This window comes from Micromonospora sp. NPDC005710 (assembly GCF_040630995.1).
GTDB lineage: Bacteria > Actinomycetota > Actinomycetes > Mycobacteriales > Micromonosporaceae > Micromonospora.
On sequence record NZ_JBEXYP010000006.1, the window covers coordinates 190291 to 210995 of the forward strand.

Annotated in this window: 22 protein-coding genes; 11 read left to right on the plus strand and 11 right to left on the minus strand. The window is 71.8% G+C overall.

The genetic code is table 11. The features are described from left to right. Window positions 1-43: 43 nt before the first annotated feature. On the plus strand, window positions 44-604 hold the full coding sequence (locus ABZ406_RS10845) for a GNAT family N-acetyltransferase (RefSeq protein ID WP_357758666.1): 561 nt from the start codon (window positions 44-46) through the stop codon (window positions 602-604). Between the two features lie 43 nt (window positions 605-647). Here ABZ406_RS10845 and ABZ406_RS10850 read toward each other — a convergent pair whose 3' ends face one another. Genes ABZ406_RS10850 through ABZ406_RS10860 form a run of 3 tightly spaced genes read right to left on the minus strand, consistent with a single transcriptional unit; the run spans window position 648 to window position 3928 of the window. After that, complete coding sequence (locus tag ABZ406_RS10850) at window positions 648-1346, minus strand: hypothetical protein (RefSeq protein ID WP_357758669.1); 699 nt, start codon at window positions 1344-1346, stop codon at window positions 648-650. Between the two features lie 24 nt (window positions 1347-1370). After that, window positions 1371-2039, minus strand: a complete 669-nt coding sequence (locus ABZ406_RS10855; protein WP_357758672.1) for a DUF305 domain-containing protein — start codon at window positions 2037-2039, stop codon at window positions 1371-1373. A gap of 11 nt (window positions 2040-2050) precedes the next feature. Further along, window positions 2051-3928, minus strand: coding sequence for a sigma-70 family RNA polymerase sigma factor (locus ABZ406_RS10860; protein ID WP_357758675.1), 1878 nt, complete (start codon window positions 3926-3928; stop codon window positions 2051-2053). 320 nt (window positions 3929-4248) lie between these two features. On the opposite strand from ABZ406_RS10860, the gene ABZ406_RS10865 reads away from it, so the two are divergent. Both ABZ406_RS10865 and ABZ406_RS10870 read left to right on the plus strand, forming a co-directional pair. Further along, complete coding sequence (locus ABZ406_RS10865) at window positions 4249-4434, plus strand: hypothetical protein (RefSeq protein WP_357758678.1); 186 nt, start codon at window positions 4249-4251, stop codon at window positions 4432-4434. 241 nt (window positions 4435-4675) lie between these two features. Continuing rightward, window positions 4676-5482: an RNA polymerase sigma factor SigF gene (locus tag ABZ406_RS10870; protein ID WP_357758681.1), complete on the plus strand. Its 807-nt coding sequence runs from the start codon at window positions 4676-4678 to the stop codon at window positions 5480-5482. Between the two features lie 19 nt (window positions 5483-5501). Here ABZ406_RS10870 and ABZ406_RS10875 read toward each other — a convergent pair whose 3' ends face one another. The 6 genes from ABZ406_RS10875 to ABZ406_RS10900 all read right to left on the minus strand — a co-directional run bounded on the left by ABZ406_RS10875 (window position 5502) and on the right by ABZ406_RS10900 (window position 11880). Continuing rightward, window positions 5502-6569 (minus strand): DUF2855 family protein, encoded by a 1068-nt coding sequence (locus tag ABZ406_RS10875; protein WP_357758684.1) that lies wholly within the window; start codon window positions 6567-6569, stop codon window positions 5502-5504. A gap of 86 nt (window positions 6570-6655) precedes the next feature. After that, on the minus strand, window positions 6656-7870 hold the full coding sequence (locus ABZ406_RS10880; RefSeq protein WP_357758687.1) for a PP2C family protein-serine/threonine phosphatase: 1215 nt from the start codon (window positions 7868-7870) through the stop codon (window positions 6656-6658). 112 nt (window positions 7871-7982) lie between these two features. Then, window positions 7983-8156, minus strand: coding sequence for a hypothetical protein (locus ABZ406_RS10885; RefSeq protein WP_357758690.1), 174 nt, complete (start codon window positions 8154-8156; stop codon window positions 7983-7985). Between the two features lie 292 nt (window positions 8157-8448). After that, window positions 8449-9480: a medium chain dehydrogenase/reductase family protein gene (locus tag ABZ406_RS10890; RefSeq protein WP_357758693.1), complete on the minus strand. Its 1032-nt coding sequence runs from the start codon at window positions 9478-9480 to the stop codon at window positions 8449-8451. Window positions 9481-9567: 87 nt separating this feature from the next. After that, window positions 9568-10110: a TetR family transcriptional regulator gene (locus ABZ406_RS10895; protein ID WP_357758696.1), complete on the minus strand. Its 543-nt coding sequence runs from the start codon at window positions 10108-10110 to the stop codon at window positions 9568-9570. A 216-nt stretch (window positions 10111-10326) separates the two neighbouring features. Next, window positions 10327-11880, minus strand: coding sequence for an MFS transporter (locus ABZ406_RS10900; RefSeq protein ID WP_357758699.1), 1554 nt, complete (start codon window positions 11878-11880; stop codon window positions 10327-10329). A gap of 103 nt (window positions 11881-11983) precedes the next feature. On the opposite strand from ABZ406_RS10900, the gene ABZ406_RS10905 reads away from it, so the two are divergent. From ABZ406_RS10905 to ABZ406_RS10930, 6 genes are all read left to right on the plus strand, one after another. Next, window positions 11984-12463 (plus strand): helix-turn-helix domain-containing protein, encoded by a 480-nt coding sequence (locus ABZ406_RS10905; RefSeq protein ID WP_357758702.1) that lies wholly within the window; start codon window positions 11984-11986, stop codon window positions 12461-12463. Window positions 12464-12823: 360 nt separating this feature from the next. After that, window positions 12824-13021, plus strand: coding sequence for a hypothetical protein (locus ABZ406_RS10910; RefSeq protein WP_357758704.1), 198 nt, complete (start codon window positions 12824-12826; stop codon window positions 13019-13021). Window positions 13022-13032: 11 nt separating this feature from the next. Next, on the plus strand, window positions 13033-13653 hold the full coding sequence (locus ABZ406_RS10915) for a bifunctional 4-hydroxy-2-oxoglutarate aldolase/2-dehydro-3-deoxy-phosphogluconate aldolase (RefSeq protein WP_357758707.1): 621 nt from the start codon (window positions 13033-13035) through the stop codon (window positions 13651-13653). Next, window positions 13650-14591: a sugar kinase gene (locus ABZ406_RS10920; protein ID WP_357758709.1), complete on the plus strand. Its 942-nt coding sequence runs from the start codon at window positions 13650-13652 to the stop codon at window positions 14589-14591. The genes ABZ406_RS10915 and ABZ406_RS10920 overlap by 4 nt, the downstream gene beginning before the upstream one ends. A 20-nt stretch (window positions 14592-14611) precedes the next feature. Further along, window positions 14612-15493 (plus strand): SMP-30/gluconolactonase/LRE family protein, encoded by an 882-nt coding sequence (locus ABZ406_RS10925; protein WP_357758712.1) that lies wholly within the window; start codon window positions 14612-14614, stop codon window positions 15491-15493. A gap of 150 nt (window positions 15494-15643) precedes the next feature. Continuing rightward, window positions 15644-16747 carry an L-dopachrome tautomerase-related protein gene (locus ABZ406_RS10930; protein WP_357758715.1) on the plus strand — a complete coding sequence of 368 codons (1104 nt, stop codon included), beginning with the start codon at window positions 15644-15646 and terminating at the stop codon, window positions 16745-16747. Between the two features lie 159 nt (window positions 16748-16906). Here the strand turns inward: ABZ406_RS10930 and ABZ406_RS10935 are convergent, their stop codons facing one another. Further along, the gene (locus ABZ406_RS10935) at window positions 16907-17662 is read right to left on the minus strand and encodes a dienelactone hydrolase family protein (protein WP_357758718.1); all 756 of its coding nucleotides are present in this window, start codon (window positions 17660-17662) and stop codon (window positions 16907-16909) included. 163 nt (window positions 17663-17825) lie between these two features. On the opposite strand from ABZ406_RS10935, the gene ABZ406_RS10940 reads away from it, so the two are divergent. Together ABZ406_RS10940 and ABZ406_RS10945 are read left to right on the plus strand one after the other, a co-directional pair. Next, the gene (locus ABZ406_RS10940) at window positions 17826-18152 is read left to right on the plus strand and encodes a hypothetical protein (protein WP_357758720.1); all 327 of its coding nucleotides are present in this window, start codon (window positions 17826-17828) and stop codon (window positions 18150-18152) included. Window positions 18153-18278: 126 nt separating this feature from the next. Continuing rightward, complete coding sequence (locus ABZ406_RS10945) at window positions 18279-18659, plus strand: SAV_915 family protein (protein ID WP_357758723.1); 381 nt, start codon at window positions 18279-18281, stop codon at window positions 18657-18659. Here the strand turns inward: ABZ406_RS10945 and ABZ406_RS10950 are convergent. Then, a complete protein-coding gene (locus ABZ406_RS10950) occupies window positions 18620-20629 on the minus strand; it encodes an FAD-dependent oxidoreductase (RefSeq protein WP_357758726.1) in 2010 nt (669 codons plus the stop codon). The genes ABZ406_RS10945 and ABZ406_RS10950 overlap by 40 nt on opposite strands. Window positions 20630-20705: the final 76 nt, after the last annotated feature.

Consider the following 20705-nt stretch of genomic DNA (forward strand, 5'->3'; position numbering starts at 1 on the left):
TTAACCTAAGTTACGCCCCGGATGGAACAGAGGACGGCGCCCGATGACGTACCAGGAGAAGATCGCCGGTCTCGGCGAGCTGTCGTTGGTGACCGTTGACCCCGACCGGGACGCCGCAGTCCTGCACGGTTGGGTGACCCTCCCCCGCAACTCCTTCTGGGGCATGGGCTCGCACACCCTCGACGAGGTGCGTGAGATTTACGCCTTTGTGGACAGTCTGCCCACGCACCACGCGTACCTGATCACGGTCGACGGGGAACCTGTCGGCCTCTTCCAGAGCTATCAGCCCGAGGCGGACCCGGTCGGCGAGCGCTACCCCGTCCAGCCCGGCGACGTGGGGATGCACCTGCTGCTCAGCCCCGACCGACGCCTCGCCCGCAGCCTCACCAACGCGGTCGGCCCGGCCATCGCCCGCTTCCTGTTCCGCGACCCGGCGGCACAGCGGATCGTGGTCGAGCCGGACGTCCGCAACCATCTCGCCCTGCGCCGCCTGGAGATCGAGGGCTTCACCTTCGACTCGCAGATCGACATGCCGGACAAGCGGGCCCAACTCGCCTTCCTGACCCGCGCCGGGTTCGCGGCGAGGCATTCGACACCGGCCTGACCCACACCGGCGCCCCTCGGCTGATCGCGGCCACTGGCGCCGGTCAGCTGTTGGCGTTCCAGAAGCCGACGATTGTCGCTGTCCACCAGGCGAGCTGCGAGATCGTGGCGGCGGCGACGCCGGGCAGCAGTGCGGACCAGGGCGGGCGGCCCTGCACTGCCACGAGTCGATCCCGGACCCGGCCGAGGAACAGCCCGTTGACGCCGACCACCAGCACGGCGAGCAACTTGACCCAGACCAGCCCCGACGACGTGTCCGGCCCGAGGGCCGCCCCGCTGACGAGCAGCCCGACCAGGCCCAGCCAGATGAGCAGGTGCGCGCCACGGGCGGCGGTCAGCACCGTGCCGAGCGGTTCCCGGCGCAGCAGCCAGCGCAGGCTGAACCAGTCCACTGTCAGCACCGCCCCGAAACCCACCACGAGGCAGGTGAGATGGCAGAACAGGGCGACCATCCGCGCACCCGGCGAGAGGGTGACGTGCCCCGCGACGAGGATCGCGAGCAGCCACCCGACACCGACAGTCAGGATCGAGGCGACGACAGCGGCGCGGCCGGCGGCGCGACGGTGGCCGGCACGCCAACCTGCGACCGGCACCGGGGCGGGTGCTTCCGGCGGTGGTGCGGTCCGGGGCCGGTGTGTCGCACGACGGGCCGGGCGGACGGCGTCGGACGTGACGGCACGGTGGGCGGCGCGGGTCACCCGGGACGGGGAGCGGACGTCGGCGGGCAGGTCAGACGTCCGCATCGGCCGGTCCTCTGGGCGGCACGGTCAGCCGCCCGGGGCTGCGGTGGGCGCGTCGGGCCGTTTGTCGAGCGTGCTCAGCTCGGTGGTCCGCGCCTGCTGGATCCGGCCGGCGAGTGCCCGCAGCTCCGGGCTCCCCCCGGCGGTCTGCTCACCCCGGCACAGCACCACTGTCTGGGCGAGGTGGGCCCGGATCAGGGCAGCGGCCCGGGCGGACAGCTCGCCGTCCGGCGCGGTACGCAACTCGGCAAGGCTGGTATCGGTGACCATGCCGGGCATCTGATGCCCCTCGTGGATGTTCAGCTCCGGCACGTTGCCGGCGGCCAGCAACCCCCGCAAATCCCGCAGTTCCGCCTGGTGAGCCTTGCGGAGGTCGCCGAGGAGGGACCGCAGCGACGGGTCCGCCGCCGGGCGGGCGTCGACCTGGTCGATCAGCGCGAGCGCACCCTCGTTCATCGGGATCAGGAGTTGGATGAAGGCGTCGTCGGTGCCGTTGAGCAGCACCGGCGCGGTCGGCACCGCTGCGGCCGACGAGGCGGTGGCCGACGAGGCCACCGGCGCCTGGTCGGTGCGGCCCCAACCCTGGCTGAGACCGACGGCCAACCCGGTGACGACGAGGGTCGCGACGACGCCGACCAGCCGCCCGGCCCGTACGCCACGCCCTGGGCTCTTCTTCGTGGGCTGCTCGTTCATCATGTCGTTCCCCCTCAACGGGCGGCCTGGAACGCGCGGCCGACCGGGGTCGTCTCTTTTCCGTCGCGGAACAAACCGGACTGGTCCTTGTCCGTGGCGGGCAGCCCGAACCAGGCGTAGCGCTGCAGGTAGGACAGTTGGCCGAGCATGGCGGTGGCCGCCGTGAGGAACGCCGCCTGCTGCTCCTGGCTGGGAAACTGCGGACCACCAGCGCCGAAGCGGATCAACGCGAACTCGGTGAGCCAGATCGGCTTCCGATAGCGCTGGTAGACGGCCTGCAGGTACTGCCGGAGTTGCGCCACGGCGGCGGCGGTGGTGAAGTCGGCGCCGAACCAGTGCACGGTGATGAAGTCCACCCGGTGACCGCGGGCCTGGGCGCCGGTCATGAACCTGTCCAGCCAACCCCCTGGGTCCGGCCCACCCCAGGCGACCGCCGGGCTGCCCAGCTTGCTGCCCGTCGACATCAGCCGCGGCCACAGGTCCAGTGCCTGCTCGACTGTCATGTTCGCCTGCTCGGGCATGTCCGGCTCGTTGAAGGTCAGCAGGTACGGCCCGGCGGCCTTGGCCTGGGTCAGCTCACCGGCCGTGACGTTCTCCGCGCTGCGGATCATCGGCACGAACGACGCACCGCGCGGAGTGCTGATTCCCGGGTGCTGGGTGCCCCAGGTGTAGTACCAGCTGGCCTTGGAGTTCGCCAACGCCTGACTCGCCCCGGCGAAGTCCCACACCCCGACGCCCTTGCGGGTGGAGCTGACCACCGGTGCGACCGGCGCCTTCGACGAGGGCCGGGCGCTCGGCGAGGGCGCGACGCTCGGGGCGGCGACGGCGGTGGGCGCAGCGGGCGGCGGGGCCGCCCATGAGGGCGCGGCCGGATCGTCCGGCAGGATCACCACCGCCATGGTGATGGCCAGGACGGCGGCGGCCACACCTGCGGCGAGGGACGGCACGAGACCCCGGGGCCGGTTGATGGCGAGGTCGACGACCCGCTGGCCGCCGCCCGCATCGGTGGTGCCGGGTGCTGTCGGCCCGGAGGCGGGCCCGACCGTCGGGTTCGGCGGGGCGACCGCCTGCGCGGCGGCTGCCGGGGCGGGCGCGCTGGGCAGGTGGGCGCCGAGGCCCGCCGGCAGCGGCAGCAGTGGCAGGCCGGCGAGCAGCCGGTCGATCGGGAGCAGTGTGGTCCCCAGCCGTCCACAGAACGCGCAGTCGCGGACGTGTCGAGCCAGCCGCTTACGCCACAGCGAACTGGGCGTGCCGTCCCACTCGGCGGTCACCGCGCCCAGGTCCGGGCAGCCGGGGCGGGCGCGGAGCGCCCGTACGACACCGCGGGCGCTCTGGATCTGCTCCTTCATCCGGTGGATCCGTACCGCGACGTGCCCGGGTGACAACCCGAGCGCGTCGGCGACCTCGAACCGGGTGATCTCGCCGGTCTCCTCCAGCCACCACAGCGAGAGCAGTTCCTGGTCGTCCGGGTCGAGCCAGCGGGTGGCCTCGGCGACCTCGCGCCGCTGGTCGGTGAGGCCGAGCCGGAGGATCGTCATCCCCGCGAAGTCGGAGGCGGGGTCGGGGACGTTGTGGATCGCGTCGAGCCCGGCGTCGCGGTTGAGCGCGACGCGGCGGCGCGTCTCCCAGTCCCGCACCTGGCGGATGGTGATCGCCACCAGCCAGGACCGGTATGCCGCCGGGTCGTTGAGTGCGGGCAGATACCTGATCACCCGTACCAACGTCTCCTGGACGACGTCGTCGACGTCGGCGTGCCCGCGCAGCGCACGCCCGACGATGTTGTAGACGAGCGGGAGTGAGGCGGCGACGACGTCGTCGAGAGCGCGCTGGTCGCCCTGCCTGGCCGCGACGACCAACCCGACATCGGGCAGTGCTCGACCGGCTGACGACATGGGTCTCACTCCTCGTGTGCTCATCCGCGCGGCGCCCACGCTGGGTGCGCTGACCGCCCTCAAGATCGGAGACTCGTGGCAGCGGGTGGGATTACAGAATTCCCCGGTGGCCGGCCTGCCACAAGCGAGGCGTCCACGTCGGCGGCGCATAAGGGGTGACACTGCCGGGTATGGTGCGGGGTGTCGGTGTCGCCGGGCGTTCGCCAGTGCACAGGACACCAGCTTCGGGCGCCAACGGTGTGCGCCGGAGCGTCACCGGGTCGCACGGCCGACGTTGCCGAACCCCCGACGTACCCCTCTCGTGAAGACAGGATCCCTGCATGACATCGAACGACAACGGTCGACCCGCCCTCTTCCTCGCCACGTCGAACGGCGACGGGCTGGACGGACCGGAGGTGACCTTCGACAGCAGTGAGGAGGCCATGCGGCGACTGCGCCACCCGTTCGCGGTGACGCCTGCCCAGCCGGCCCCGGTCGCTGCCGACGCGCCGGACCAGCACCGCTGATCCACGCTGTTCACCTCTCCCAGGACGCCACACACCCAGGGGCTCATCCTTTCGGCTAGTAAATAGTCGGCCTTTCGGGTAGTGTTCGACGCATCAAGTGGACGACATGACGCGGTGGCGAGGCCCGTGATCGTGGCCTTGCGACAGCGCGTTCCCGCCCGTTCGTGCGCTCCGGCGACAGCCGGTTCGGAGACCCTTTCCGGTCGATTCGATCAACGGGCTCGTGCGGGAGGACCACTCCATGTCCAGCGTCGTCGGAACAGCAACCAGCACCCTCATCGGCCAGCGGAGCAACACCCAGAGCCCGGAAGAACTCCTGGTCGCCCTGGCGGCCACACCGGTCAACGACCCTCGCCGCCCCGCACTGCGGGACCGCACCATCGAGGCATGGCTACCGCTCGCCCGACACCTGGCCCGCCGTTACAGCGGACGCGGCGCACCCGACGACGACCTGACCCAGACCGCCTCGGTCGGGCTGATCAAGGCAGTCGACAACTTCGACCCCAGCCGCGGGATCGACTTCAGCGGGTACGCCATCCCCACCGTCATCGGCGAGATCAAGCGATACTTCCGGGATCGCACCTGGGCCGTGCGCGTGCCTCGGCGTCTCCAGGAGCTGCGGCTGTCGATCAGCGCCGCCAACGGCGTCCTCACCCAGACCCTCGGGCGCCTGCCCACGGTGGCCGACATCGCCTCCTACCTCGACGTCTCCGAGGAGACGGTCCTGGAAGGGCTGGAGGGTGCCCGCGCCTACCGGGCCACGTCGCTGTCCACCCCGATCGGGAGCGACGGCAACCGGGAGCTCGGGGACACCCTCGGCGACGACGACCACGAGATCGACCTCGTCGAGATCCGCGTCGCCCTCGCCCCGGCCCTCGCCACGCTGCCGGAACGCGAACGCGAGATCCTGAGCCTGCGCTTCCACGGCAACCTCACCCAGGCCCAGATCGCCGACCGGATCGGTGTCTCGCAGATGCACGTGTCCCGACTGATCACCCGCTCGCTGGCCACGCTGCGCCACCGGCTCGCCGACGACATCGCCGCCTGACCCCCGCACCGCCGGCCACTCACAGTTGGATGACGTGGCCCACCCGTGGTGGCGTACGACCGGCGAGAACGTCGAGCCAGGCGTGTTGCAGCGCCGCCGGCCCGGCACCCACCTGAACGTCGAGCCAGCCGCTCACCACCGCCGTGAAGCGTTGCCAGGCCTCGGTGAACCTCTGGTCGAGGCCGTCGCGGCCCCAGTCGTGGCCACGCTTGCGCATCTGCGTCGGCGCGAAGAACACCTCCTCCGCGGCGTCGGCGTTCGGCGTCTGGTTGGTGAGCCCGACCGCGATGTCCCGGACGAGCCGGTCGCCGAGGCGCTGCCGCAGGGCGGCGCGGGTCGATGGTGAGCCGGACAGGTCGAGGTAGGCGGTCGGAACCACGTCGAGGGTGTCGAGATCGTCGTACGACACGACCTCGTCGTAGCAGCCGAGCGACCTGGTGAACGCCAGGTTGCCCGGTGAGGTGAGACCGACCACGCGCGGCCCGCGCCGGTGCAGCTCGAATGCGGCGGCGTACGCGGTCTTGCTCGACGCCGACGACACCAGCAGTGCCTCGGCACCGTAGAAGTCGTTGTCGACCACCTGGTCGGCCAGCATGAACGAGGTGAAGAACAGCGGCCGGAACAGGATCAACAGATCCTGCTGGTCGCGCTGGTACGCCGGGTCGCCGCTGGTGGACCGGTAGGCGTTGTACGGCGACGGCAGCTCGGCCCGGTGCGGGCTCGCCTCGCGGAACCCGGACGCGTCCACCCGGTCCGGGCGGACCACGAGGTGACCGGCGGGCGGGAGGTAACCGTAGATCCGCTGGCCCACCTCGACCCCCGCCACCTTCGAGGCGACCACCTCGGCGAAGCCCCAGAGCGGCGGGAGGCCCCACCGCGCCCCGAGCCCCCGGGCGGCCGGCGGGAAGAACTGCCAGTAGCGCATGGCGTCGCCGAGCACCGCGTAGGTCACGTTGTTCGCGGTGAGGCCGACGCGGTCCACCCGCAAGAGCGCCTCACCCTCGGTCGGGGTGGGGGTGGAGCCATCGACGAGCGTGGTCTTCCCGAGGTCGTCACGCGCCACGGCGAAGGTCCATGAGTCAGCCATGAGGTGACGCTAGACAGCCCCGCAACCGGAGACAAGTGCACTGCGAGTGCAAAATCCCACTGCGGGGTCAACGGGTCGACGACCGGTCAGGGTCGGAGCGTGGCGAGGTCGCGGAGGTGCGCCAGCGGCAGGTGCGGTGGTCGCCACTCCACGAAGAGGGCTGTCGCGTCGTCCTCGAGCTGGTCGTCCTGGTAGCCGACCACCGCGCGGACCAGCCGACGCATCGTTTCCGGGCTGGGCAACCCGTCGTTGAGGGCGCGGTTGACGAAGTCGACGAGCCGGTCCGGCCCGAACTGCTCCCCCTCGGCGTTCCGGGCATCGGTGATGCCGTCGGTGTAGGCGAGGATGCGGTCGCCCGGATGCAGATTCTCGACGTGCACCCGCGGCCGGCGAGGGGACATGTGGCCCAGGCCGAGCGGCAGCACTGTCGGCCCCGGAAGCTCCCGGACGGCCTTGCCGTCGCGGAGCAACATCGCACCCGGATGCCCCGCGTTGATCATGCTGAGCTGCCCGGTGCGGCGGTCCACCTCGATGAGCAACCCGGTGGCGAACAGGTTCGGGTGCTCGGCCCGGACCCAGCGGTCGATGCTGATCGCCGTGTCGACCAGGTCGAGGCCGCACCGACGGGCGTTGCGGTACGCGCTGACCACGAGCGAGGCCAGGGTGCTCGCCTTGATGCCGTGCCCACAGGTGTCGAAGAGCCCGACGCTGAGCACGTCGTCGTTCAACGCGTAGTCGAAGATGTCCCCGCCGACGTCGTAGCACGGTTCGAGGATGGCGGTGACCACAAGGTCGTCGGTGGCGAAGGTCAGCGGTGGGAGCAGACCCCAGACGATCTCGGCAGCGACCTGCATCGGCAGCCGCCGCCGCATCCGCTCGACCACGTCGCCGTACAGCCGGCGGTTGACCAGGATCTGGGCGACGTTCACCGCCACCTCCCAGGCCGGACCGTCGATCGCCTGGTCGGCGGCGCCCGGCGAGACGACCTCCAGTACGCCCATCCGCTCACACCCGAGCAGGAGTGGCACCCACACCCGGTCCGGGCTGTCGGGCGCGCGCTGGATGTCGAGGGTGGTGAAGGCCCGGCCGGCGAGCGTCGTCTCGATCGCCAACTGGTCCCGGTCCAGACCCGCGCCGAGCAGCGGCACGAGGAGGGTCTGCGTGTAGTCGGCCAGATAGATCACGATCTCGCTGGCGTCGATAGCGGGCGCCGCCCGGGCGACAAGCTGGGACACCTCGTCCGGGCCGCCGCGGAGCGCGTTGAGCTGTAGCCAACGCACCACCTCGCCGGCGTCGACCATCGCTCCACCTCCCCCTGTCGTCTCCGCTCGCGGAAGCACGTAGTGCGAGCGTGAGGCTACCTCGCCCGCCGCGCGGCAGGCGGCTACCGAGCCGGCCCGAGCAGCGCCGCCCTCACGAGGTTGGCGCGTCGGCGAGATCAGCCGGGTTGAGGTCCAGAGTGGCGAGCAGCCCGGAGTGCTTGGCCGGGTCCACCGACTCGGGTAGTTCGCGCTCAACCCAGGCGGCCCGGGCCAGCTGACCCCGCTCGCGTAGTGCGGCGACGATCCGGTCCCTGGCGATCCTCATCTGGTACTCCCCTAATCAAGCGTTCGGAACAATCCGCATCCAGGGTGAACCCGAGTGCGCGCGTCAGGCAACCGACCACCGGACGCCGACGATGCGGCGACCAGTCGTTCGGGACGCGGTCCGCGATCAGTCGACCGCGACCGGTACGTCATGGCAAAAGAAAGAGTGAGTGGTAACGCCCCTGGCGGGCTGGTGGCGACGGTGTCTGGCGGCCACCGGGTCCCCCGGGCGACCTGTTCACCGTACGCCTTCGCCGCAGCCCGCCGCACCAGCGCCCGGCACGGGCCGGAGGTCAGGGCTCCAGCACCACCTTGCCGGCCCGGCTGCGATTCTCGGCGAACACCAGCGCCGCGGAGACCTCGCTGAGGGGGTAGCGGGCGGCGATCTGCGGCACGATCACTCCCTCCCGGAGCAGGTCGAGCACGGTGCCGAGGTCGGTACGCAGACGACGGCGGAACGCGGCACGGCGGGTGAGCTGACCGGCCCAGAAGTTGTAGAAACCGGCCCGGTGGCCGTTCGGCAGCGCGTTCCACGTGTAGAGGCGGGCCAACAGCTTCACGAAGACCCACACCACCGACTGTCCGGTGCCGACGGCGGCGGCGTTGCCGTAGACGACAAGTGTGCCGCCGGCGGCGAGCAGGGCGTACGAGGTCCGTACGCCCGGGCCGGCAACCGGGTCGAAGACGGCGTCGACGCCACCCGGCGACAGCTCGCGGACCCGCGCGGCCATGTCCGGGTCGCGGTAGTCGAGCGGTTCGACGCCGAGGTCGCGCAGCCCGGCGTGGTGTCGCGCGGCAGCGGTGCCGATGACCCGCAGGCCGAGGTGTCGGCCGAGTTGGACGAGCACGCTCCCGACGCCGCCGTTGGCGCCGTGCACGAGGATGGTCTGCCCGGCTGTCAGGTCGGCGTCCCGCAGCATCTGCCAAGCGGTCACTCCGTTGACGACGACGGTCTCGGCCGCGGCGGGGTCCAGACCCTCGGGTACGGGGGCCAGGGCGTCGATGTCGACAAGCGCGTGCGTGGCCCAGGCACCGGTCTTGGTGACCGCCGCCACCCGGGTGCCGACAAGCGCGTGGTCGCCGCCGGGGCCGACCGCTCGGACGGTGCCCACCAGGTCGTAGCCGGGCACGAACGGGAACTTCGGCTGGCCGGGGTACAGCGCGTGGCGCATCTGCTGCTCGGCGAAGGAGATTCCGGTGGCCTCGACCTGGACGAGCGCCTGCCCCCGGGCGGGGGCGGGCATCGCGCGCCGGTGCAGCAGGAGGCCGTCGGGCTCCACCACGCCGGGTAGGACCACTTCGGTGATCGTCGTTTCGGCGGTCATGGGATTCTCCTTTGTTTGTAAGTGTGCACTCACACACTTGCTGGGCTCAAGAAGTGGGCCGCCGAAGCGGCCCAGCGTCGAGGTCGGTCAGGGGTGGCGAATGCCTGCGGTCAGGGCGCGAGCCCAGGGCTCCGGCACCTGCTCCAGGCCGGCGGTCACGATCAGGTGGCACAACTGGCCGTACGCGAAGAACTGCTGCACCTGCGCGTCGCTGGCCCCGGCCCGACTCTGCACGAAGGTCGCGACCCGCCGGTAGCCGGCCCGCACCGCCTCGGCCACCTCCGGAATGTCGGTGACAGCCTGCGCCTGCACCTGGAAGAGAAGCAGGTCGCGATCGGCGATCAGGTCCGCGTAGGCATCACCCATGGCGTCGAGGATCTCCGCCGCACTGCCACCCTCGGCGCGCTCCGCCCCCGCCTCGATCGCGTCGGCGATCCGGTCGAAACACGCTCCGGCCGCCGCCACGAACAAGCCGAGCTTTCCGGAGAAGAGCCGGAAGACGTACGCCTCGGAGATGCCGGCGGCGGCGGCGACTGCGGTGACCGGGGTGGCGTGGAAGCCGGCGCGTGCGAACACCGACACTGCGGTGTTCAGGACGGTGACCCGGCGGGCCTCGGCGGTGGATCGCATGTTTGTAAGTGTGCACTCACAAACAACTCCCGTCAAGCCCGCCGGGCCCCCGAACGGTGCTAGGGCCCGTGTCGAAGTCCTCGGTCGAGCCGAGGCGGAGTCCGGGCGGCGGTCCGGCAAGGCGGATATTCGTTCGGATACCGGTGTTGTATCCGGGCCAATATCCAACGCGGCCGGTCGTCGTCCGCAGGCCGGCCAGGGGCTTCGACACAGGCCCTAGTGCTGGTGTGGCCGGTTGCGAATGAAGGTGAGCGCCAGCACGGCGGTGACGAGGAAGACGACGCCGGTGATCCGCAACCCGGCCTGGACACCTGAGGTCAGTGCCTCGGCGATCGCCGCCCGGACCGGGTCGGGCAGCGGTTGGTCGCCGTTGGCACCGGCGGCCACCGCCGCCTGCACGGCAGTGCGGGCGGGTTCGCCGACCTGGTGCGCGGCGAGCCGGTCCGGCAGGTCGGCCACCATCGTGGTGGTGAGGAGCGTGCCGAGCACTGACGAGCCGAGCACCGAGCCCACCTGGCGGGCGGCGTTGACCGCCCCGGACGCCATGCCGGCCTGGTCGGGCGCGACGCTGGCCAGGGCCGCCGCCGTCGCCGGGGCCACCACCAGACCGCTCGCCGCGCCGAACAACGCGAACAGCGCCCAGCGGTCACCGAACGACGTGGTCGGACCCTGGTTCGCCAGCGCGAAACTCGCCGCCGCGCCGAGCACCAGGCCGAGGGTCAACGGTGCCTTGAATCCGGTACGGCGAATCGCCCTCCCGGCACCGAAGGCGACGAGTACGTAGGCGCCGAAGAGCACAAGCATCCGCCAGCCGGTGTCCAGCGGGCTGAGCGCCTGGGCGCGCTCGTGGAAGAGGACGAGCAGGATCGCCACGCCGGTGAAACCGAACAGCGACACCGCGCCGACGACCATGACGGCGCTGAACGACGCGGAGCGGAACAGCCGTACGTCGAGCATTGGCGCGCTGGTCCGCAGCTCGACGAGCACGAAAGCGACAAGCGCGACGACAGCGACGACCCAGGCCGTCGACACCACCGGACTGGTGTAGCCGACCTTGCCGCCCTGGATCAGCGCGTACACGGCGGCCGCGATGGCGACGGTGCCCAGCAACAGCCCGGGCACGTCGAGGCGGGCGGCACTCGGCTGCGACTCGGCGACCCCGACGATGGCGACGGCGAGAGTGACCAGGCCCAACGCGATCGTCGACAGGTAGACGCTGTGCCACTGGTAGTGCCGCAGCAGGAAGCCGGCGATGAGCGGGCCGATCGCGAGCCCGATGCCGGACGCCGCCGACCAGGCGGTGATGACCTCGGTCCGGCGGTGCGGGTCGGTGAATGTCGCCCCGAGGATCGCCAGACTGTTCGGCAGAATCAGGGCCCCACCGAGGCCGGCTACCAACTGACCGACGATCACCCACCCGACGGTCGGAGCACCCGCCACGACGGCCGCGCCGACGATCATCGCGACGACCCCCGCAGCGAACATGCGCCTACGCCCGTAGCGGCTGCCGAGCGTGGCCGCGGACAGCACGACGCTCGCCACCATCAGGGTGTAGGCGCTGGGGATCCAGACCACTGTGGTGGGGTCGACCCGCAGGTCCCGCTGGATCGTGGTCAGCGCCGACACCGTCGCGGTGATCTGCAAAAAGGTGATCATCGCGCCCAGGCACATGGCGATCAGCGTCACCGGGCGGGAGCCGCGCAACGGCGAACGGGCGGTGCCGGTCGGCCCAGGTGCCTTGCGGGGTGGGGTCATGGCGCTGGTGGTCACTGACGGTCCTTCAGGCTCGTGGTCTGACTTGCATCTGCCGAAGTCAGCACACCCCAGTTAAGCACCTGGCTAGCGCTCACGCAAGTCAGGTAAGCTTGTCGACATGGAGGACCTCCGAGACGATCGCGAATCCTGGACGAGCGAAAACTGCTCAGTGGCCCGGGCGATGGACATCGTGGGCAGCAGGTCGACAGTCCTGATCATGCGGGAGGCCCTGCTCGGCACGCGCCGCTTCGACGACTTCGTCCGCCGGGTCGGCGTCGGCGAGCCCGCCATGGCCGCCCGACTCAAGGACATGGTCACCGCCGGGCTTCTCGAACGAATCCCCTACCGGGAGCCCGGGCAGCGCACCCGCCACGAGTACCAACTCACCCACAAGGGCCAGGAACTCCTGCCCGTCATCACCGCACTGCGCAACTGGGGCGACACCTGGGCCGCCGCCGACACCGGCCCGTCCATCGTCGCCACCCACCACGACTGCGGCGAACCCATCCGCGCGGTGCTCCGCTGCGCGGCCGGCCACGAGGTCACCGACGGCGACATCGACATCACCGCCGGCCCGGGCCTCGTCCGGCGCGACTGACGCACCAGACACGGCCGGGCCGGCGCGCCCGAACACGGCCGGGCCGGCGCGCCCGCCGCATGCACAGGCCACCACCTACCACCATTCGCCGAAGCGGAACTGCCCGCACGTCAGCCGCCGCCCATCTCGACGCGCGCGCCGGCACGCCGACCCGGCTGCACCCGGAGGCCGCCGCGGTGCTGCCGCCGGGCAGCACCTGCCGACCGACGCGCCGTGGCTCGCCGGCGAGTGGCCGGCCCCCGCCGGGCTGACGCTCGACACGTTCGGCCCGGACGACGGGACGGCGCTCGGCGCGGTGCTGCTCAACTGCCCCCGGGTCCAGGTGGTCGACGGGGCCGACCGGCTGACCCTGGAGCTGGAGTGCGCGGGTCAGCCCCGCAGCACCGCGCTCTGGCGCAACCTGGGCGGCTGGCCGGCCCCTACCGCAGTGTCGGCGTCGAACCGATGCTCGGCGCTGCCTTCGACCTGGCCGACGCCGGCCCCGGTGACGCGGCGGTCGTCCCGCCGACCGGCGAGGTCGCCTGGCGACTTACCATTCTCAGTCACCGCATCCCCTGAGGACACTCGTGATGAACCTGCTCGACGAGCTGCGTACCCATCGACTGATGGCCATCGTGCGCGGCCCGGACCCGGCCGCCGTGCTGGCCGCCGTGCTCACCCTGGCCGAGAGCGGCGTCGCCCTCGTCGAGGTCTCGATGACGAGCGCCGACGCGCTGGGCATCATCCGCCGCGCCCGGGCCGCCCTCGGACCCGACTTCGCCCTGGGCGCCGGCACCGTGCTCAGCGCCGAGGACGCCCGCACGGCGGCCGACGCGGGCGCCGGTTTCCTGGTGACCCCGGCTGTCGCACCGAGCCTCGCCGAAGGCGGCCGGCTCGGGCTGCCGGTCCTCGCCGGTGCCCTCACCCCCACCGAGGTGGTGCAGGCCACCGACGGCGGGGCCACCGCGATCAAGCTCTTTCCGGCCTCGCTCGGCGGCCCCGACTATCTCGGCGCCCTGCGCGACCCGTTCCCCGGTACGGCATTCGTGCCGGTCGGTGGGGTCGACGCGGACGGCGCGCGGCGCTACCTCGACCGCGGGGCGACAGCGGTAGGCGTCGGTTCCCCGCTGCTCGGCGACGCCGTCACAGGCGGCGACCCGACGGCGTTGCGGGAGCGGGCCGCCGCCTTCCTCGCGGCGGTCCGGCAATGACCGACCTGCTCACACTCGGCGAGACGATGGCGGCGCTCCGCACCACCGGCCCCCTGCGGCTGGGCGGCACCGCCGGTATCTCCGTCGCCGGCTCCGAGTCGAACGTGGCGATCGGCCTGGCCCGACTCGGCCACCGGGCCACCTGGGTCGGCGTCACAGGCGCCGACGAGCCTGGCGAACTGGTCCGCCGTACGCTGCGCGCCGAAGGCGTCGACCTGACCTGGTCCCGGGTCGACGCGACCGCCCCGACCGGGCTGATCCTCTTCGAGAACCGGGTCGCCGACATCAACCGGGTCACCTACCACCGCACCGGCTCGGCGGGCTCCCGGCTGGGCCCCGGCGACGTGACCCGTGCCTTCGACGCGCCCGGACCACCACCCCGGCTGCTGCACGTCACCGGGATCACCTGCGCGCTCGGCGTCGAGCCGTACCAGGCGGTGGTGGAGGCAGTGCGGCGCGCCCGCGCGGCCGGCAGCACCGTCTGCCTGGACGTCAACCACCGCAACCGGCTCTGGTCGGTCGCCGAGGCCGCCGCCGCGGTGCGCCCACTGCTGCCCTCGATCGACCTGGTGATCGCCTCCGACGACGAGTTGGCGGTGCTCACCGACGCGGACGACCCGGCCACCGCGCTCCTCTCGGGCGGCGTCACCGAGGTAGTGGTCAAGCACGGCGCCGACGGGGCGACGAGTCACAGCGCCACCGGCACGATTCACCGTCCAGCCCGGACGGTGCCGGTGGTGGACACCGTCGGAGCGGGCGACGCCTTCGTCGCCGGGCTGCTCTCCGGTTGGCTCGACGGCGTCGACGCGTCGGCGCGACTGGACCGGGCCGTCACCACCGGCGCGTTCGCCGTGGCCACCAGGGGCGACTGGGAGGGCCTGCCCGACCGGGCCGAGTTGGCGCTGCTCGACCACGGCCTCGGCGGTACGGTCCGCTGACGATCCTCAGGAGGAGCACCATGGAGCTGACCGAGCCGACCGTCTGGAGCACCGACCGGCTGGAGCTGGGTGAGGGCCTGCGCTGGGTCGACGACCGGCTGGTCCTTGTCGACCTGCTGGCCGGGCGGCTGTTGGAGACCGACGGCGACGCCCCGAACCCGCTGCGGGAGCTGCGCCGCCTCGACGTGCCGCTCGGTGCGGTCGCCCCGGTCGTCGGCCGACCGGGCGAATGGCTGGCCGCCGCCGGCACCGGCGTCACGGTGCTGCCCGCCACCGGCGAGCCCCGAACGGTCGCCGAGCTGGTCGCCGACGCGCCCGAGCCGACCCGGATGAACGACGCTGTCGCCGACCCGCACGGCCGTTTCTGGGCCGGCAGCATGACGTACGCGATGGTGCCCGGCGGTGGCACGCTGTTCCGCCTCACCCCGGGTGCCGAGCCGGTGCCCGCGGTGACCGGGTTGACCATTCCGAACGGGCCGGCGTTCGACGCGGCCGGCACCACCATGTACCTGGCCGACACCCCCCGTGGCGAGATCGACAGGTTCACCGTCGACCCAGCCACCGGCGACCTGCACGGGCGGGAACCGTTCGTGCGACTGTCGCCCGCCGACGGCGGCCCGGACGGCATGACGCTCGACGTGGCCGGACACCTCTGGATCGCGCTGTGGGGCGGCTCGGCGGTACGCCGCTACCGGCCCGACGGCACCCTCGACCGGGAGATCCGACTGCCGGCCCAGCAGCCCGCCGGCATCTGCCTGGGCGGCCCCGACCTGCGCCGACTCTTCATCGGCACCGCCCGGGTGGGGCTGGACACCCCAGGCCCGGCCGACGGTGCGCTGCTCGCGGTGGACGTCGAGGTCCCCGGCCTGCCCGCCGCGAAAGCCGGCGCGCCGGCGAGCTGACCCCTTCCGGGCCGGCGGCCGGTCGAGGCCGACGGTGGCGACGCATACCGGACGGCCGGGCGGGAATAGACCCCGGCAGGGTCACCCACGGCCAGCGTGGGTCGGCCGACCGGCAGGGGGCGGGACGATGAGCAGCACGGGGTGGGCGGCGTGAACGGGCCGGTCGGCGACGAGCCGGTTGGTGAGCTGGAGTTGGTGCACACCTTCACCGGCCCGATGCCGACCGGGGTGAGCGTCTCGCACCGGGGCCGGATCTTCGTCAACTTCCCGAAATGGGGCGACGAGGTGCCGGCCACAGTCGTCGAGCTGCGCGACGGCCGGGAGGTGCCCTACCCCGACCAGGCCTGGAACGATCCGTCCGGCGACGACGACGCGGGCGCGTTCGTCTCGGTGCAGAGCATCGTAGTGGACCCGGCCGACCGGCTCTGGGTGCTGGACACCGGCAGCCCGATGTTCCAAGCCACGAAGCCGGGCGGCCCGAAACTGGTCCGGATCGACCTGGACACCGACACCGTCGCCCAGGTGATCACCTTCCCGGCGGACGTGGCGCTGCCGACGACGTACCTCAACGACGTCCGCTTCGACCTGCGGCGGGGCGAGGCGGGGGTCGCGTACATCACCGACTCGGCCGACTCCGGGCCGAACGGGATCATCGTGGTGGACCTGGCGAGCGGGGCCTCCTGGCGGCGGCTGCACGACCACCCGTCCACCAAGGCGGAGCCGCTGACGTCGTTCCGGCCGGTGGTCGAGGGCCGGCCGTTCCTCGAACGACCTGCCGACGGCCCACCGAAGCCGGTGAGCATGGGCTCCGACGGCATCGCCATCTCCGCCGACGGCGACCGGCTCTACTACTGCCCGTTGGCGTCCCGGCGCCTGCACAGCGTCTCCACCGAGGCACTTGCCGACCCGGGCGTCACCCAGGAAGCGGTCGCCGCCACAGTTGTCGACGAGGGCGACCGGGGAACCGCCTCGGACGGGTTGGAGAGCGACGACGCCGGGCGGCTCTACCTCACCTCGTACGAGCACAACGCGGTGCTGCGTCGACTGCCCGACGGCGAGTACGAGACGGTGGTGCACGACCCGCGTCTGCTGTGGCCGGACACCATGTCGGTGGCCACCGACGGGTACCTGTACGTCACCGCCAACCAACTGCACCGGCAGCCGCAGTACCAGCGGGGCACCGACCTGCGGCGCAAGCCGTACGCGCTGTTCCGCACCCGCATCGACGCCGGCCCGGTGCTGCTGCGCCGCTGATCGGGCGTGTGGCTGCCGCCGATCTTGCGGTTGTGGTTGGCGATATGAGGTGGCATGCCCCTTGTGGCGGGACAGAAAGTGCAAGATCGCGGAGCGGGGACAGTCCAGGACTGCCGAGGCAGCGCTGGTTGAGCCGCGTTATTGCCGGAACGGAACGGGTCAGTTGACCGGCAGGGTGCGGTTCAGTAGGTCGAACAGGGCTTCCCAGTGGCGTTCGGTGGCCTGCTCGTCGTACGCCGGGGTGTCGGCCATGGTGTAGCCGTGGTGCGCGCCGGTGTACACCTCGGAGCGGTAGCGCACCCCTGCGGCGTCGAGCGCCTTCTCCAGGGTGGCGATCTGCTCGGGAGTCATCGACTGGTCGGCGTCGGCGTGCCCGAAGTACAGCTCACCGGTGATCGAGCCGACTCCCAGGTGTGGACTGTCGGGTGCCTCGGTGACGATCCGCCCGCCGTGGAAACTCGCCACCGCGGCGATGCGGTCCGGGTGCGCCTCGATGGCCCGCAGCGCGTTCGTGCCGCCCATGCAGTAACCGGTGATGGCGACCGGACCCGGCCGGACGTCGTCGCGGGCGGCCAGGAAGTCGAGGTACGCGGCGCTGTCCCGGCTGATCACCTCGGGGGTCAACGCGCCGATCAGCGGCATGATCTTCTCGAAGATCGCGCCGCGCTGGTCCGCGTCGCCGAGCCCGGACAGGTCGAACAGGGGTGCCCGACCGGCCCGGTAGAACAGGTGGGGTGTCAGCACCAGGTAACCCTGGGCGGCGATCCGCTCGGCCATCTCCACCAGGCGGGGGCGCGGCCCGAAGGCGTCCATGAAGAGCAGCACCGCCGGGAACGGGCCGTCGCCGTCCTGTCGGGTCAGGCTCGCGTCCGCCACTCCGTCGCTGGTCGGGATGTCCACCGCCGTCGTCAGCACTGTGCCTCCTCGTACGCCGATCTTGGTCCGTCGGGAACGTTACTCCCCGTGTCGGTGCGCCCGGCCGGCAGCCGTGTGAACGCGGCGTCAAGAAATGGCGGTGACCCGTCGAAACGGCGTATCAACTGCTGCTTTGGCGTCGCCCGGTGGTGACGATGGGTTCATGAGAGCGGATGAGCCGGAGCGGCGGCACGAGGCGCTGGTGAGCGTCCGGCTCGGCCCGTCCGCGCCCGGCAGCCATCTGGTGGAGTACCTGCGGCACGAACCGTGTGCCGTCGCCGCGTGGTGGATCGCCGCCGACGTCGACGCCGTGATCCGCCTCTCCGCAGACAGCATCACGGTGCTGCACCGCGCCGTGGCCGACCTGCGCCTGCGCGCCAGGGTGGAGGTGGCGGAGGCCAACTACATCCTCCGCGCGCTGGACCTGACCGCGCCGGCCGACCCCCGTACCGCGACGGAGAGCCCGGCCTGGCTGGGGTCCGCCGCATGAGCCGCCCCACCGGTGCCCGCCGGATCGGGCGCGGGCCGCAACGATCCGCCGCTTCGCCCGTGACCTCGAACGATTCAGCCGATGACCGCCGTCCGGCGGCCACGTGTGGAAAGGACAAAACCAACGATGGACGAGGGCCCGATAATCTACGCCGTTCCGGTGCGTGACCTGCCGGGACGGATGGTGCGGACGGTACGGACCGGCCGTTCGCCGCAGGGCCAGCGGGTGGGCATCGCCTTCACCAGGCCCGAGTTGCTGGTGACCGCGATGGGCGCGGAGCAGCAGTGGGAGGAGCTGTGCGAGTCGGCGCTACGCGGCATGTTGCGCCCGCTCGGCATCGACGTCATCCAGGTCGACCCGTTGCTGGTGGCCCCGCCGCTGGACCCGAAGACCGCAGCCCGACCGCTGACCACCGCCCGACCGCAGACCACCGCCCGACCGAAGACCACCGCCCGACCGTCCGTCGGTCAGGCGCTGACGAAGCGGACCGCGTCGGCTACCACGTAACCGTCGGTGTCCTCGGTACGGATCAGCACGCTGCCGTCGGTGCCTGCTCTGAACTGGTAGGTGCCGAGCGCCACCCACTGACCGCCGGCCTGCCGCTGGTCGACGGTCCTGGTGATCAGCCCGTTCGCGTGCTCGATGTCCACCGGCACGTTCGTCGCCCGGTTCGGGTGCGCGGTCCAGCGCAACTGCACGGTCCACGAACCGGTGGTGGGCAGCGACGGGCGGAACCGCAGCCGGTTGACCCCCTTGCCGACGTTGCCGTCGTGCTCGTAGTCCGGACCGTAGTAGCCGCCGGTGCTGCTGCTGCGCACCCACGTCCCGGCCCGGGTGATCCCGGTGGTCGCCGCGTTGTCCAGGATCACCTCACCGGTGGAGCCCCACTCCAGCACCCCGCCGTCCTGGCGCAGCCTCGTCTGGAGGGCGGGCACCGAGACCGCCTGCACGGGAAGGTTCCCGGCGAGTGCCAGGGACGCCGCGGTGGCCGCCGCCTGGCCGAGGATCATGAACACGGGTTCCATCCGGATCGAGCCGTACGCGATGTGGCTCGCCGACAGGCAGACCGGCACCAGCAGGTTGGCGCACTGCGCCTGGTGCGGCACGATCGACCGGTAACTCACCGGGTACGGGGCCGGCACGCTGATCTGCACGTCCCCCTCGTTGCGGACCCGGCCGTCGACGACCACCCGCTGGCAGTTGTGCGAGTCCATCGTGTAGCTGGCCAGGCCCACCGAGTCGGTGGCGCGTACCCGGCCCCGGCAGTCGGCCTCGGTCATCACGTACGCGGAGACCATCCGGCGTGCCTCGCGGATGTAGAGCATCGGTGGCCAGCCGCCGGTGCTGGTGAACTCGTCCACCGGCAGCCCCCACCGGGCGGTCGAGTCGCGCACCGACGCCGGCAGTCGGGGATCGTTCGCCAGGAACCACATCAGCCCCTGCTGGTAGGTGCGGTGTTCCGCGATGATGCTCTCCCGCGCCGCCCAGCTCGCCGTCGGGTACGCGTAGTTGAAGCCGATGTTGTCTGTCGACACGGCGCCGTTGTTGTTGGAGTCGGTCTTGCCGCCGCCGATCGAGTGGGTGGTGAAGAACGGTCCGGCGTAGCCGGCCTGGATGTGCCGCAGCAGCAGCTCGTACCGGATCGGGTCGTAACCGGACGGCTTGCCGAACGGGATGCGGTTGGCCGACTGGGTCAGGCACATCCGGAAGCAGTACGCCTGGATCTTGTCGTCGCCGCTGCCCGCCGGGGCGAGTGGGGTGGCGGAGATGCCCGGTAGCAGGCCGCTGGCCGGCGAACCGGCGGTCACGTACGGGTCGACGGGGTAGGCGAACTGGTGGGTGTTGCGCGACTGCACCCCGTTGATCGTCTCGCCGTAGGTGTCGTTGGACTCCCTCCCGACGGTGAACCCCACCCCGGCCATGGCCAGCAGATCGCCCTCGTAGGTGGCGTCGACGAACACCCCGCCCCGGTAGATCGACCCGTCCTCGGTACGCAGCTCGGTGATCCGGTTGCCGGTGCGGCCGATGCCGCTGAGCCGGGCGTCGACGACCACCGCAACGCCGGCCTCGGCAAGCATTTCGGCGAAGACGGCGGTGGCGACGTGCGGTTCGAAGGTCATCCGCAGTGGCGACGTCGGCGTGAGGGTCCCGCCGTGGTACTTCACGTGGACCCGGCGGTAGAACTCGGCGGCGAGCCCGCCGATGGCGGCCTGGACGCCGGTGTCGGTGGCGCCCAGCCCCGCGGTGCTCAACCCGCCGACGTGGCTGGTGGGCTCCACCACCACAGCGCTGCGGCCGAGTCGTCGCATGGTGATCGCGGCGGCCAGCCCGCCGGAGGTGGCGCCGTAGACGACCAGGTCGGCGGTGGTGACGGCGGCTCGGGCGGGGGTGGCATGGAACGGGCCGTCGAGACTGGCCAGGACGAGGCCGGCGCCGCCGACTGTCAACAGCCGACGACGGGACAGGTGCAGGGACACGGCGGGGCTCCCGGGGGGTCACCGGTGGACTGACGGTTACAGAAGCACGCCGCTGCCGCTGCTGACAGAAATTCTT

What these genes read in the sequence shown, in the direction of transcription:
- ABZ406_RS10940 (WP_357758720.1), top strand. Translation starts at nt 17,826, where the DNA reads ATGAGAGCGGATGAGCCGGAGCGGCGGCACGAGGCGCTGGTGAGCGTC.
- ABZ406_RS10905 (WP_357758702.1), top strand. Translation starts at nt 11,984, where the DNA reads ATGGAGGACCTCCGAGACGATCGCGAATCCTGGACGAGCGAAAACTGC.
- ABZ406_RS10865 (WP_357758678.1), top strand. Translation starts at nt 4,249, where the DNA reads ATGACATCGAACGACAACGGTCGACCCGCCCTCTTCCTCGCCACGTCG.
- ABZ406_RS10925 (WP_357758712.1), top strand. Translation starts at nt 14,612, where the DNA reads ATGGAGCTGACCGAGCCGACCGTCTGGAGCACCGACCGGCTGGAGCTG.
- ABZ406_RS10915 (WP_357758707.1), top strand. Translation starts at nt 13,033, where the DNA reads ATGAACCTGCTCGACGAGCTGCGTACCCATCGACTGATGGCCATCGTG.
- ABZ406_RS10880 (WP_357758687.1), bottom strand. Translation starts at nt 7,870, where the DNA reads ATGGTCGACGCCGGCGAGGTGGTGCGTTGGCTACAGCTCAACGCGCTC.
- ABZ406_RS10890 (WP_357758693.1), bottom strand. Translation starts at nt 9,480, where the DNA reads ATGACCGCCGAAACGACGATCACCGAAGTGGTCCTACCCGGCGTGGTG.
- ABZ406_RS10945 (WP_357758723.1), top strand. Translation starts at nt 18,279, where the DNA reads ATGGACGAGGGCCCGATAATCTACGCCGTTCCGGTGCGTGACCTGCCG.
- ABZ406_RS10920 (WP_357758709.1), top strand. Translation starts at nt 13,650, where the DNA reads ATGACCGACCTGCTCACACTCGGCGAGACGATGGCGGCGCTCCGCACC.
- ABZ406_RS10855 (WP_357758672.1), bottom strand. Translation starts at nt 2,039, where the DNA reads ATGATGAACGAGCAGCCCACGAAGAAGAGCCCAGGGCGTGGCGTACGG.
- ABZ406_RS10895 (WP_357758696.1), bottom strand. Translation starts at nt 10,110, where the DNA reads ATGCGATCCACCGCCGAGGCCCGCCGGGTCACCGTCCTGAACACCGCA.
- ABZ406_RS10845 (WP_357758666.1), top strand. Translation starts at nt 44, where the DNA reads ATGACGTACCAGGAGAAGATCGCCGGTCTCGGCGAGCTGTCGTTGGTG.
- ABZ406_RS10850 (WP_357758669.1), bottom strand. Translation starts at nt 1,346, where the DNA reads ATGCGGACGTCTGACCTGCCCGCCGACGTCCGCTCCCCGTCCCGGGTG.
- ABZ406_RS10860 (WP_357758675.1), bottom strand. Translation starts at nt 3,928, where the DNA reads ATGTCGTCAGCCGGTCGAGCACTGCCCGATGTCGGGTTGGTCGTCGCG.
- ABZ406_RS10885 (WP_357758690.1), bottom strand. Translation starts at nt 8,156, where the DNA reads ATGAGGATCGCCAGGGACCGGATCGTCGCCGCACTACGCGAGCGGGGT.
- ABZ406_RS10875 (WP_357758684.1), bottom strand. Translation starts at nt 6,569, where the DNA reads ATGGCTGACTCATGGACCTTCGCCGTGGCGCGTGACGACCTCGGGAAG.
- ABZ406_RS10870 (WP_357758681.1), top strand. Translation starts at nt 4,676, where the DNA reads ATGTCCAGCGTCGTCGGAACAGCAACCAGCACCCTCATCGGCCAGCGG.